This window comes from Carnobacterium pleistocenium FTR1, assembly GCF_000744285.1.
Classification (GTDB): Bacteria; Bacillota; Bacilli; order Lactobacillales; family Carnobacteriaceae; genus Carnobacterium_B; species Carnobacterium_B pleistocenium.
In genome coordinates this window covers 862216-875642 of record NZ_JQLQ01000002.1, presented here as the reverse complement: position 1 = coordinate 875642, position 13427 = coordinate 862216, and the positions used below count along the sequence as shown (strand labels likewise).

10 protein-coding genes are annotated in these 13427 nt (G+C 35.2%); 2 read left to right on the top strand and 8 right to left on the bottom strand.

The genetic code is table 11. From position 1 onward, the window contains the following. Nucleotides 1–6: 6 nt before the first annotated feature. A complete protein-coding gene (locus BP17_RS04345) occupies nt 7–819 on the bottom strand; it encodes a M15 family metallopeptidase (protein ID WP_035052024.1) in 813 nt (270 codons plus the stop codon). Nucleotides 820–1071: 252 nt separating this feature from the next. Here BP17_RS04345 and BP17_RS04340 point away from each other — a divergent pair, with 252 nt between their 5' ends. Continuing rightward, entirely contained in the window at nt 1072–2085 is a 1014-nt protein-coding gene (locus tag BP17_RS04340; RefSeq protein WP_035052022.1) for a PTS sugar transporter subunit IIC, read from the top strand. 101 nt (nt 2086–2186) lie between these two features. On the opposite strand, the gene BP17_RS04335 is transcribed toward BP17_RS04340, so the two are convergent. Together BP17_RS04335 and BP17_RS04330 are read right to left on the bottom strand one after the other, a co-directional pair. After that, complete coding sequence (locus BP17_RS04335; RefSeq protein ID WP_051910446.1) at nt 2187–2699, bottom strand: VOC family protein; 513 nt, start codon at nt 2697–2699, stop codon at nt 2187–2189. 504 nt (nt 2700–3203) lie between these two features. Next, entirely contained in the window at nt 3204–3740 is a 537-nt protein-coding gene (locus BP17_RS04330; RefSeq protein ID WP_035052020.1) for a hypothetical protein, read from the bottom strand. Between the two features lie 206 nt (nt 3741–3946). Between BP17_RS04330 and BP17_RS04325 the strand changes: the two genes are divergently transcribed. After that, a complete protein-coding gene (locus BP17_RS04325) occupies nt 3947–4915 on the top strand; it encodes a Gfo/Idh/MocA family protein (RefSeq protein WP_035052018.1) in 969 nt (322 codons plus the stop codon). A gap of 281 nt (nt 4916–5196) precedes the next feature. Here BP17_RS04325 and BP17_RS04320 read toward each other — a convergent pair whose 3' ends face one another. The 5 genes from BP17_RS04320 to BP17_RS04300 all read right to left on the bottom strand — a co-directional run bounded on the left by BP17_RS04320 (nt 5197) and on the right by BP17_RS04300 (nt 13289). Beyond that, the gene (locus BP17_RS04320; protein ID WP_035052016.1) at nt 5197–6174 is read right to left on the bottom strand and encodes a DUF1002 domain-containing protein; all 978 of its coding nucleotides are present in this window, start codon (nt 6172–6174) and stop codon (nt 5197–5199) included. A 652-nt stretch (nt 6175–6826) separates the two neighbouring features. After that, the gene (locus tag BP17_RS04315) at nt 6827–8236 is read right to left on the bottom strand and encodes a glycosyltransferase family 2 protein (RefSeq protein ID WP_035052013.1); all 1410 of its coding nucleotides are present in this window, start codon (nt 8234–8236) and stop codon (nt 6827–6829) included. Then, nucleotides 8233–9273, bottom strand: a complete 1041-nt coding sequence (locus tag BP17_RS04310) for a HEAT repeat domain-containing protein (RefSeq protein ID WP_035052011.1) — start codon at nt 9271–9273, stop codon at nt 8233–8235. Before BP17_RS04310 ends, BP17_RS04315 begins: the two co-directional genes overlap by 4 nt. Nucleotides 9274–9319: 46 nt before the next feature. Beyond that, a complete protein-coding gene (locus BP17_RS13040) occupies nt 9320–11140 on the bottom strand; it encodes an HD-GYP domain-containing protein (protein ID WP_198022507.1) in 1821 nt (606 codons plus the stop codon). A 70-nt stretch (nt 11141–11210) separates the two neighbouring features. Next, a complete protein-coding gene (locus tag BP17_RS04300) occupies nt 11211–13289 on the bottom strand; it encodes a family 2 glycosyl transferase (protein ID WP_198022506.1) in 2079 nt (692 codons plus the stop codon). Between the last annotated feature and the right edge of the window lie 138 nt (nt 13290–13427).

The following is a 13427-nucleotide window of genomic DNA, read 5'->3' as shown; positions in this document are numbered from 1 at the left end:
GACCTTTTATTTGCCGGCCTCTTCTAATAATGCAATGTACTCTTCTAAGGCTAAATCATGCTCTTTCATATAAGCTGCATTTTCTTTTCCAACATATCGAAAATGCCATGATTCATATTCGATACCGGTCGCTTCTTTTTTGCCTTCAGGGAACCGCAAGACAAATCCATACTCAGCTGCGTGCTCCACTAACCATTGTTGCGATTCTTGCGTATCAAATTCGGCAATCAGTCCTTTGCCTGTATTCACCCATTCTGTATCCATCACGTCAATGGCAAGTCCAGTATGGTGTTCACTTCCACCTGGAATAGCAATGTAATCTTCCGTTAATTTAACGGCTTCTTCTTGAGACTTTCCTTCATCTAGATATTGTTGGATTCTACTATTGTAATTTGTGGTTTGCAGCTCCACCGAACGATACGTTGATACAGCTAGGATCTCATGACCCGCTTCTTTTCCAGCATCAATCATAGCGACATAATCAGGAATGATTCGTTCATCAACTAAAAATATCCGTTCATCGACCGGATAGCCCTCTGGCAATTCTTTTAAGGGTATTTCTACTGATTCATCTATTTTTGTCCAATTATTAACCAGGTTTAAATTCCAATCATCTGTTGAAACAGCTGGTAAAGTATCCAGCATGGCTTGTTGTTCAGCTTCAGCTGCTTGTTCTTGTTCTTCTTCTGGTGTTAGCGATTCAATAGAAGAACTGGTTTGTGAAACTTGATTAGGTTGTGAGCTAGATTCTTGATTGAATTGTTCGCACCCTCCTAATATACCGGTTGTGATCAATAGTAAGGCAAATTTTTTATTCATTATTATAAAGACTCCATTCTAATTTTGTATTTCATCTAAAAGAATCGTTTAACAACTAGTGTTGATGCTTCAAAAGAACGCTCTGTTGGAACAGAAAGTTCAGGTATGTGATTGAACCAATCCATCAACACTAAAAATTATAGACCTTTTAAGAACAACTTTATACTTAAGATAGTGTATTTTTGAGTTCACTCCTTTATAATAACATTAATATAGAATAAGGTTAACAGGAAATCTTTTGGAGGTTTGCACATGAAAAAAGAAACATTCACCGATCGACTTTACAAAGCATCCCAAGGTATTGCTGCAGCGGTTGTAGTAACTTTAGGTATTGGATTATTGATCCAAAGTATTGGAGAACTATTAGGTCTTACAACACTCGTTACCATTGGCGCTATCACAAAAACGCTATTGATTCCTGGACTAGGTATTGGGATCAGTTATTATTTAAAAACAGATATTTTAACCATGCTGAGCGCTACAGCAGCAGGTGTGATCGGTGGTCGCGCCTATATTTTGACAGATGGTGTTCTGTCTTTAAAAAGTGGTGAACCTGTTGGCGCTTTAGTAGCTATTGCCATCGCGATCGTCGTCGGTACGTTTTTATTTAATAAAACACGTTTCAACATGATTTTGGTGCCTTTTGTCAGTATATTGATCAGTGGAATAGCAGGTTATGCTTTATCCTCACCCATAGCTTTTATACTAACCTCAGTTTCATCATTGATCACTTCTTCTGTAGCCGGCTTCCCACTTTTATCTTCCATGGTTTTAGGCTTAGTTTTCGGTATGCTGATCCTATCACCCGCTTCATCAGCTGCCGTTGCTCTTGCTTTGCAATTAGATGGCTCTGCTGGAGCAGCTGCTTTAATTGGTTGCAGCGTTCAATTTACAGTCTTTGCTTTTCTCAGTCTGAAAGATAACGATGCGGGAACGTTCTTAGGTCACTTGATCATCACGCCAAAACTGCAAACTGGAAATATTATAAAACATCCTAAAGTTGCTTTATTCCCATTGTTATTGGGAACGATTTTAGCTCCTGTTGGGGTCTTAGTTTTTAATTTAGAAGCTTCCGCTGAAATTGCAGGTATGGGTCTATGTGCATTAGTATCCGTTTTTGGAATCGCCTCTTCCCAAGGACTGCCTGCAACATTTTCGTACCTTTTTGTAGTAATTATTTTACCAGGTCTATTAAGTATTTTATTCAAGCCTTTTCTGATCAAATCAAATCTATTGAAGCCCAATGAATTAAAAGTGACTATCTAATTCAAAGAAGTTACCAGAAATGTTTTCTGATAACTTCTTTTTAGTTCCGTAAATTACGGTGCGTTTAAAAAGGATTGGGAACTGAAATCAGAAATAGTTCCCTATCCCTTCTTTTTACTAGACTTGATCTTCAAAATTGTTTCTTTCTTTAACTGACCTTGTTCAGCTGTGTTCATCATACCAGGCGCAATGGTCGAAATCTGCCAGGCAATTCCAAACTGATCAACGACATTCCCATACAAAGGGCTCCAAAATGTCTCCTCAAGCGGCATCACTATTTTTCCGTCTACTTTTAATTGGTCAAAAACCTCACGTGTTTCCTCTGCTGTTTCATAAACTAAAGTGACAGATACGTTGTTGCCTTGTTTGTATCCCTGTTCACCTTCGAGCGGGTTATCGGAAAACATCAGATAGCTTCCATTTGTCAGCTGCAAGGTTGCATTCATTATCATATTTTGTAATTTCTCAGGCAAGACGGGATTTTCTGGGTTTGGCGGCATATCCTTGAATTTGCTGCTATCTAAAATCTCTGCTTTGAGAACAGTTGCATAAAAATTCAATGCTTCTTCTGCGTTGCCATTAAATATCAAGTACGGATAAGAATCGACCAACATATGAAGCCCCTCTTTCTTTATCTATTTTTCACCTTAAGGATAAGGTATTTCACTACTGTGGTCAAAAGAAAGCTCTTTAAAAATCAACTAATTTTCAAATTTGGTTGTGTCTCTCACTCTGATTTAACTGGTACTGGTATTTTAAAACAAATTTCTTCTGGAATTACGGGTTTGCTTGTGGAGAGCCATGGTAAAACCTGAAGCCTTGTTCTAGAACGTGTTCCAAAAAGCAGACCCACATCCACTTCACAAATAATGCTCATGACATTATCAATTTTCTAGTTAGTGTGTAAAATCAGATTAAAACTTGCTTTTTTTACTTTACCATTAAAAAAAGGATGAGACACACATCCTTTCTTAGTTGAGTTGTGTGTCTCATCCTTTCGAGAAAAAGATAAAACTTCTTTGTGGGAACAACACCCTCTACGAATTTTACCTATTTTCCTGTCGAGGATAAACGAGACACTTCACATCCTTTCCTCTGCGCGATTCTTTGTTTTTCCGTCAAGCCTTGACGTCGAACTCCGCATCCTGAATGTTTTTGTTGAACCATTCTAGTAGATTTAGTTTATCAGTTTTTATTTGTTGTTGGATGATTCCGGGTAAGCGTAATTCAATAATATCTTTGTAGCTCCAAAAATCATATTTAGTCTCAATAATAAGGATCGTTGTATTTTGTTTGCGGTGGTGTGCGGTCAGGTCTTCTTCAGTTTCTTTCTTGAATTCTAACTCAGCTGTACCGCTATTCACCCATTTTTGTGCTACATGAAATTTAATTGCTAGATATTCGTTCACGGGATTGGCTTTAACTTCTGGGAAAAATGTAGCGTTACGGCAAACTTTTTGTACTAGCATCCATTCGTATTCGGTAAACAAACGAGAAATTTTATTCATATTCTCAGACTTAAGTCCTTGGTTGCCTTTCTTCCAGCGGTCCCAGCTTTGTGGTGTGATGCCCAATTGTGAAGTGTAAAAAGCTTTTTCACTAATATATTGCTCCTTTATAGCTCTTAAAACAATTTCTACTAATGCTTCATGCATGATCAACATTCCCTTCCAATTAATGATTATTATCTAATAAGTGCTACCTTTATTTTACACCTATTACGTTAACTTTTAAATTTTAAACCCTTACCTTTATCGGTTTTTTGAAAAATAAAGATTTTGCTGACTTCTTCTTTCCCTCAACTGTTTTTCAATGGTAGAATACAGTTGATATTGTTTGAATAAATTTTGGGAGGCTTTCTATGAAAAAGTTAAATTGGGGAATTTTAGGTTTAGGTCAAATTGCAAATGAATTTGCAGAGACCTTTAGTGTTGAGAACGCATTATTATACGCTGCCGGTTCGCGAAATGATGAAAAAGCAGCTACATTTGCTAAAAAGTATGGTATCGAAAAATCTTATGGTTCATATGATGCATTGCTAGCAGATTCTTCTATTGATGTAGTTTATATTGCTACACCGCATAGCTATCACGCTGAATTGATTTTAAAAAGTCTAGCAGCTGGCAAACATGTTTTATCAGAAAAAGCAATCACAATGAATAATGATCAATTAACCCAAGCTATGGAATTGGCTGAAGAGAAAAAACTAGTCTTAGCTGAAGCCATGGTTATTTACCACATGCCGCTTTACCATAAATTAAAAGAGATTGCTCAAGAAGGCTCTCTTGGTAAGCTAAAAATGATTCAAGTCTCTTTTGGGAGTTTGAAAGAAGAAGATCCGACGAATCGTTTCTTCAACAAAAATCTTGCTGGTGGAGCGCTACTAGATATCGGAATTTATGCACTATCATTTACCCGCTTTTTCTTGACTAGCCAGCCACAAGAAATCCATACGACTATGAATTTTTACGAAACAGGTGTAGATGAGCAATCGGGTATTCTATTAAAAAATGATCACGATGAGCTAGCTACTATCTCGCTTACTTTTAGAGCTAAAATGCCGAAATTGGGAATTGTTGCATTTGAGAATGGTTTTTTCACGGTCAATGATTTTCCGCGTGCAGAAAGAGCTACTTTAACACACTCAGATGGCACAGTTGAAACAATTGAAGCTGGCGATACAAAACAAGCTATGAATTATGAAATAGCTGATATTACCAATTTGATTTTATCAAATCAACCAGATCCTTCGCTCCCTCTTACTCATGACGTAATGGAAATAATGGACACACTAAGAACTAAATGGGATCTTAAATACGATTTTGAATAATGCTTTCCTTTCACTCTTATAAAAAGCTAAAGAGGTCGAGACTTTTGTCTTGACCTCTTTTTTATAGCTGTATAATTATACTAGAACATGCTCCAAAAAGAATCTCGGACATTCTTTCTGCTTCAGCTATACGTCAAAGTGGTTTTCATAAGGAAGTGAAAAAAAGCACCTATACTCCTCCCATGAATAAAAATCGGAAGAACGTGGATACTTTTTTCGATAGCTCTCAGCGTGTACAGCTTCTATACCAGTTTTATGAACTCTATTAGTCTTTTAATTTATTACTTAAACAATCCTACGATAGCATCCCATATTTGACCAAAGAAATTGCCAACTTTATCTACTAAACCACTATCTTCGGCTTGCTGTAAGGCATCCCCAAATTTATCTTGAACGGTATCTGATAAGTTGCTTAATTGTTCTTTTACTTCGGCTGAGTCAATCGCACTTGTTTGTTGATACTTTTCAAATAAGGCCATCAATTGATCAATTTGATCTTGTGAAACGGCATTTTGTAAATCATTGTTTTCTAACGCTTCATTAATGATTCGCTCAACATCCTCTTTTGTAGCCAATTCACCTTGCTGTTCTTTTAAGTCTGCTAAGCTTTGTTTGATATCAATGATCGCTTGGTCAAATTTGGCTGTATCAAAGCCTTCATCTTCAACGTTTTCTTGTGCGATTTCATTAGTTGTTTCTAATTCATTTTGGGCTACTTCCATGCGTTCTTGGTCTAATTCTTCTCCGTTAACGTCGAAAGCTTTATAAATTCCAGTTAAAGCACTTTCTCCCGTTACCTTGCTAACACTTGCTACTTCGATTTTTACATCACTGACTCCTGCAGTAATCGCTGCATTTGCGTATTGGTCTTGTGTGATTTGGCTGATATTTTCTGGATTAACGATTTCGACATCGACACCTTCACCAGTATCTTGTTTCTGTACCATTACGGATGAAATCATGCTGGCTGTATTTCCAGATCCCTCGCCTAAGTAATCAATCAAATCCTGTCCTGAAACGCTACTGACAGCTACATTCTCAGAATTTTCAATCCCTAATAGCGCTTCTGTCTCAGTTATTTGACTTTCTGATAATCCACCACCGTAGATAAAAGTAGGTTTTCCCCATTTTTCATCAACAACCGTTGTATCGATCCCATCCGTTGTGGCACCGGCAGATTGTGGCAAGACAACTAAAGTTGCTCCCATTAAGCTCATTGCAGTTAAAGTTGTTAAACTCAGTTTTTTAAATCGATTCATTTTAGGATCCTCCATCATACGTTTTTTATTACTTGTTCTATCTTTAGTATACTCAATTCTTATTAAGAAATAACTAAGCTTTCTAATAAGTATTTGTACAAAAAATGACTCAGGATATAATTATCCTGAATCATTCACAACAAACTATGTGCAAGCATTACCTCTCCAAAGCAATTTTTTATGAAATGATTTAAATAAGCTATAATGATAATTGCTATTTTAAAAAAATTGTAGGGTTATTCGCTTAATATAATTACTATGTACCTTTAGAATAACAAACTCTTCTAAAGTTGTCCAAGGAAAATTTAAGGTTTTCTTAAAGAATCATTAAAAAATGATCAAACTAGTTTTAATAACGTCTTTACTTTTAACTAAACACATAAAAAAAATAGCGGATTGATAGCATTTCTAAGCTTATTTTTATTCATCATTTATTTAGTCAAAATTTTGTCACTTTTCAGAATTTATTTCAAAGTAAGCGGATTATGAAACGTTTGTTTTTTTTGAAAACTAGTTAAATAATAATCTGATTTTCATTTTCTTTTTTAGCTTGATTTAATTTCATATCCGCTATACCTTTTTCTCTTCTATGCTGACTAATAAAATCTATTTTTCTTGAATTTCTATTAAAATAATAATCGTTTTTTTAATTTTATATTTCATTATTTTCGGTTTTTGTATCGAAATTTTTCCGTTCAATTGTTCCCCATTTTTTACTACCTTTACGATAATTAAAAAATGCTGTCACTCTCCACCATACCGTCAATGGACGATAATAGAACTGCTCTAAAATACTAACCATGAATAGCAATAAAATATCTTTCAAATTGCTGTAACGTTTATAAGAAATTTCTTCAAACAGAATAGCCGAATAAGAAAATAAAATCCCCATCAAACAGGTTAGCAAAAAGATAATACCGACATAAGAAGAGAGGATGTCTAAATAAATAGCTAGTCCCATTACAATGTATCCTATCATTTCAATCATCGGTCCAAACAGCTCTACTAAAAAGAAGTAGGGCATTGAAGCTAGACCAACAGACCCGTATTTAGGATTACCCAACATTTTTTGATGTCTATTCAAAGAATCAAATAGACCTCTATGCCACCTCACCCGTTGACTTTTCAAATCTTTATAACTGTCAGGTGCTTGTGTCCAGCAAACGGCATCTGAAGCAAAATCAATGCGGTAAGGTTCACTGTTTTGATGGAACTTTTCATGTAATCTTAAAACAAGTTCCATATCTTCCCCAATCGTTCGTTCAAATCCCCCAACTTCTAATACAGCAGATTTTTTAAATAGGCCAAATGCTCCTGAAATGATCATTAGTGCATTGAATCGTTGCCAACCGACACGACTCGTTAAGAAAGCTCGAAAATATTCAATAACTTGAAACCGTTCAATCATTTTCTTAGGAACTTTGGTTTGAATGATTTCCCCATTTTTTATAGTACTGCCATTTGCGATTCGAACCATCCCGCCTACTGCAATCGTTTCTTCATATTTAAGAAATGGTGAAACAATCCGTAACAAAGCATCTTTTTCAATGATACAATCAGCATCGATCGCACAAAACAATGGGTACAAAGAGACATTTATGCCGGCATTCAATGCATCTGCTTTGCCGCCATTTTCTTTATCTAATAAAATCAAACCTGAATTTTGATGAGATTTATAAGCTTGTTTGATAAGGTTTGTTTCGATCTTTATATCACTATCTAGTTCTACAGGATATAAATCAAAAAAATGAATCAGTTTAGCCATTGTCTCATCTGTTGATCCATCGTTAACGACGATCACTTCAAATTCTGGGTAGTCTAACTGTAAAAAAGAGCGGACACTTTCCACAATTGTTTGTTCTTCATTATAAGCCGGTACAACAATAGAAATTGGTTTAGTATAATGACTGACACTTGTAATATTTGTTTGAATGATTTCAATAAATTCTCTTAATCGTTTCCAAGAAACAAGGATAAGAATAAGATACAAGGTTGTGACTATAATAGAATACCCTAAAATAAACAAACTAAAGTAGTAAATGAAATTTTCTATCAGCATCATTCAGTCCCACTTCCTTTCATTTTTAATTGTGTCAATTGATCAGCAGTTTCAAACGTCTCATATTTCTGATCAAGCATGACATTATCTGGATAACGTTTTTTCATATTATTTGTAGCATTATGGCGTACCCACCAATTTTCATCTTTTAGCATGTCCATTAGTAATTCCTGTTCACTAGGTGCGTTTAACAACGGAAGGTCTTTTGCTAGTACTGCCCGCACTTGCCAATCGCTTTCTTTTTTATATAGTTCTTGAAAAAAAGAAAAGTAAAAGTCATTTTCACTTGTAGCCAGTGCACGAATAGTAGCTATCCGAACTTCTCTTGATTCTTCTAAGTAAGGTAAAAGTTGCTTTACCAATAAGGGGTCTTCTTTTTTTAAACGGTTTCTTAAAACTAATAATAAGATGATTTTATTTTTATCTAGTGTAGCTTCACGTAAAAAATGAAGGGTTTTTTCAACATCCATTTGGAGATGATTCAACATATCAATAATGCGATCACTCATAATAGCTGACTCTAACAAAGCTTCGATATAAATTGGTAATTCTTTTTCTGATAAAGGTAAGGATGAAATAGCATAAAAAGAATTGTACTTGATTTCGAAATTTTTACTTTTTGTTCCCTTAATTAATAGAGGGAACGCTTTATGGAAGCGTAGTTGACTAAAAAATTGAATATGCTGTAAAGTTAACTTTTTCGAAGCATCTACAATCAATTCATCATAAAACCCTAGCTGCTCTAGTACCCACAAACTATTTCCAGCTGTCCCAGGCATTTGAGCATATTTAATAAGTACATCAAAGACAACTTTTCGTTCTTTTTTAGTTTCAAAAAAATTTAATTTTTCGACAAGCTGACTCGGATCATTGATTTTTTCTTCCATGATCGGTTGTATTTGTTTGCATGACTCTTGATAGCTTTTTTCATTTAATCGATACTTCTGATTAATAATGACTGTAAAAATAACAATGCATAGATTCGTAATAAATAAACTGATAACCCCTAACAAAGCAACATCAAGCAATAAATAGTTCATTGTATCTCTCCTGTCTTCTGAGGTTTGGTACAACTGTCATAAAACCTTATTCTTTTAAACGTTCTTCTATACTTTCTAAAAAAAACCCAACAACTTCAGGATCAAATTGGGTCCCTGAATTTTTTTTAATTTCAACAATAGCTTCTTCTTGAGTCATAGCTTTACGATATGGTCGATCTTGTGTCATCGCGTCATAAGCATCTACTACTGAAATAATACGAGATAATAAAGGGATATCATATCTCGTTAATCCATCTGGGTATCCCTTTCCGTCTGAGCGCTCATGATGGTGCAAAATAGGCAACGCAACATCAGCTAAACCTTGAATAGACTTAATGATTTGATAGCCAATAAAAGAGTGTTTTTTCATTTCAGCCATTTCTGCAACCGTCAACTTGCCTGGTTTATTCAAAATGGCATCATCGATCCCAATCTTACCTATATCATGCAATTCCGCCAATAAAACTAACTCATCCATTTGATAAGGTGATAATTTCATCTTTCTTCCAACATTTTTTGACAAAGTCACCAGTCTTTCTGCATGTTCCTCGGTAAACTTACTTCGTACTAATAATGTTGTCTTAATAAAAGCTAAAAGGGTATTTCGCATACTATCGTGGTTGAGCATCTTATGTTTATTCATGTAATCTTGAGCATTATTGATCACTTTTTGAATATCACAATTCATATTGCACTTTGTTTCATACCCTAATGCGATACTAATTGATACTTGGTCTTTATCTAGTTTTTCATTGTGCTCCATAATCGCATCTTGAATCCTTTGAATGTGCCAAAGTGCCCGCTGGTTATCAGTATTTGGCAATAAAATACTAAATTCATCTTCACCATAACGAGCAATATATGCATTTTTTGGAATGTTTTCACTTAGAATTTTGGTTGTTACTTTCAAAAGCTGATCACCTTCTTGGTATCCATAGTGTTGATTGATGTTTTTCAATCCATTTATGTCTCCCATAATAATAGACAATGGCAGATTTTTTTCACTATCAAACGCAACTTTTACCTTTTCAAACTTTATGCGGTTCAACAACCCTGTTAAAGGATCATGAAACATCAAGCGATTGATTTCCGCTTGTTTTGCTTTTCTTTTTGTCATATCAGCAAAAGTTAATATTCCTCCAAGTAAAGTTCCGTTACTCGTTTTTGGTTTAATAAAATATTCCACTGGATAGAGGGTTCCGTCCATTCGTATAAAATAAATTTCACTTGACTGACACGACTGTTTTCCAATCAATTTATTGAGGATGTCCTGCTTAACGGTCGTTTCTTCTGATGACAACGAATCCTTAATTAAATGATTAAAAATTGGTTGTCCTACCATTTCTGACTCTTCTTTTATCCCCAATAATTTCTTGCAATTGAGATTCAAAAAAGTACATCTCCCATTCAAATCGATCCCGCAAATTGCTTCTTCTGTTGAATCTAATATCAAACTCAATTGACTTTCGGTTTGTTTTAAATCTTCTTGTGCAACGTATTTCTGTAATAGTTCAGTTGTTGATTCTGTATAGGTTATAGCAGTATATTCCTTATCAAACGAAAATATTTGGATACGGTAAAACTGTTTCTTTAATTCAAAACAGTAGTCTGCTTTATCATTTTTTTTTGCTTTTTCACTTGCTTTTAACAACTGTATTGTTTTTAAATTTATTGACTCGGAAATTTCTGTTACTTTCTTTCCGATCAATGCATCTTTGTTCATTCCTATCAAACATTCGTAAGCAGGATTTAAATCGTTATAGATTCCATCTATAACCTTGTTATTGTTATCCTTAACTAGTTCAAAATAAACAAAGGGATTTAGACTTGCCTGAATTATTTCTGCATAAAAAGATGGTTCCATCATTCTTCCCTCCTTATACTTCACTCGCCTCTTTTGTGAAGTTTCGTATACTATTTCCTTGTTCTTTAATGCTTTATTTATCATATTCTAAAAAAGCTTCTTTTAATAAGTAATAGGATGGTTTCAATCGTTCATGGTAGGTGGGCAATTCCCACGGTTCCCATGAATAAGGTTCTAACATTATTTTATTGGGCTCAGTGGATTCCTTTTTCACTAAAGCTGCCCCTAGATAAATATTTTCTACACTAACTGCTTCAATACCTTTATTTTGATACAGATCCCCCATGATTTGTTTCGTTGAAGGATCCATGACATTCAATAACTGCCATGGTAAAGCAATTTCAACAATACCATCTTTCACTGCAAAATCAGTCAATGAATTGTACTCTTCATGTTCCGGATTCCCATCTCCTAATACTAAAGCTCCTGTTTCATACTTTGAAAAAGGGATAACTTCATTTGTTTGAGGCAATGTCAATTCTGCTGACAAAGCATGATTCATTGGGTTAAACAACCCTGAATTTTTTTTCGTGTAAACTGATTGCTTCTCGATTGCTTCTAATTTTTCTGCATACTGGTAATAATAAGAGTCGTAATAAGCATCTACCATTATGGAGGATCCCGTCGCTCCGTTTATTTTTACTAGAAAATCAGTTGGTCGAGAAAAAATCAATGAACCATCAGCCGTTTGACTATTTCCTTGCTCATCTTTTACATCAATAGCAATAACTAATTGATCTTTTTCAAAATCAAAATCTTTCGCTTCTAATTTCACATAAAGGTATTTTTCATCTGATTTTACTGAAAGGGTATTTTCTTCGTTTTTTGACAACTGATCTTTTTCACTCCACTCAGAATCATTTCCATCAACGTAGACTATGCTTTTTTCTTCCCCAGGATCAAAAGCCAGCAACCCGAAATGTTGCTCATTGGTCTGAGGATTAGACCAATATGGTCGACGATCAGACAAATCAAAATCTAATGTGTTCCAAGTTCGTTTAAACCATTCATCTTGCCACGTGAACACGAGTCCTCCTAAATAACCTTCGTCGTGTATATCCTGCATCATATCGATCAACATTTCGCCTTGTTCGGTCTCCTCAATGCCCCCTTGGTTAAACCCCGAGTACAAACTTTCATGAGCTTTCCCCCTAGAAGCCGGTATTCCAAATTCAGCCACCATAACTGGCACAGTATGTTCTTTGATCAAATCTCTTAAATAAGCTTTGTAAGTATTGACACTGCCGTCTTCATTTTTCACTTCAGCATACTCCTGCTGATGGTTCAAAAATTCTGGATAATAAGGATAAACGTGATAAGAAGCAAACAATCCCGTTTCTAATTGATCTGTGCCTTTTATATGTTCTGTGTTTACGACTGCCATATCCTCAGTGGCATCCGGTTCATTTGGATGATCTAGCATATCTGTCGTTAACCAGTTGGTATAGCTCAGTGGGCGCATAGTTTGATACTCTTGAGCTTCATAGGATAAAGTAGCGTCCCCTACTTCCGCTAAGAATACCTCAAACGGCGAAGCTCCATCTGTATACAAGTAGTCCCCTTCAAATGCAGTCATTTCTGGGTTCGCTTCATTTGTTTGGTTGACAAAATGAGGATCCCACTCAACACCTAATATCCAGCCTATAACGTACTTAGAAATATCCTTTGTATATTTCCCGTACGCGAAGCCGGCTTTTTCGGGTAAGTTTGCTTGACCGTGCAGTACATCTACTAAATCTGTAGCATCTTTTATGAAGTCTGTTTTTATTTTTTCATCTTCCGCATAGGCGTCGCTCAATTCAGCAATTCCCTCTTCATTCAAATATACACCGTGCATTAAGTATAGCGGATCGTCGTTTTGCAAGTTAAATTCATACAGTGCATCATAAAAATCCGGTTTTAAAATAGTATAAACCCGTATAACATCTGCATTCATCTCTTTGATTTGTTTAAACCAACGCAAATATTCATCTTTTGTAATAGCTAGTTCTCCTGGAAAAGTTCCTGGCTTTGCAGCCCCCATATTCACACCTGCTAAAAATGTAGTGGTCCATTCACCATCTTTATAAATATAGAATTCTTTTCCTTCAACTTTTGCTACATAAGAAAGATTATTTTCAGATTCGTAAACTGTTTCTTCAGTTTGATCCATAAAAAAAAGGCCCCCTCCGATAACTAATAAACTAATTGCTATTCCAATGATTATCCCTTTTTTTCTCACCTTTTCATCCCCTTTAGTCAATGTAACAGCTACCTTAATAATGATTTTTTATTTCAATTTACCGGTTCC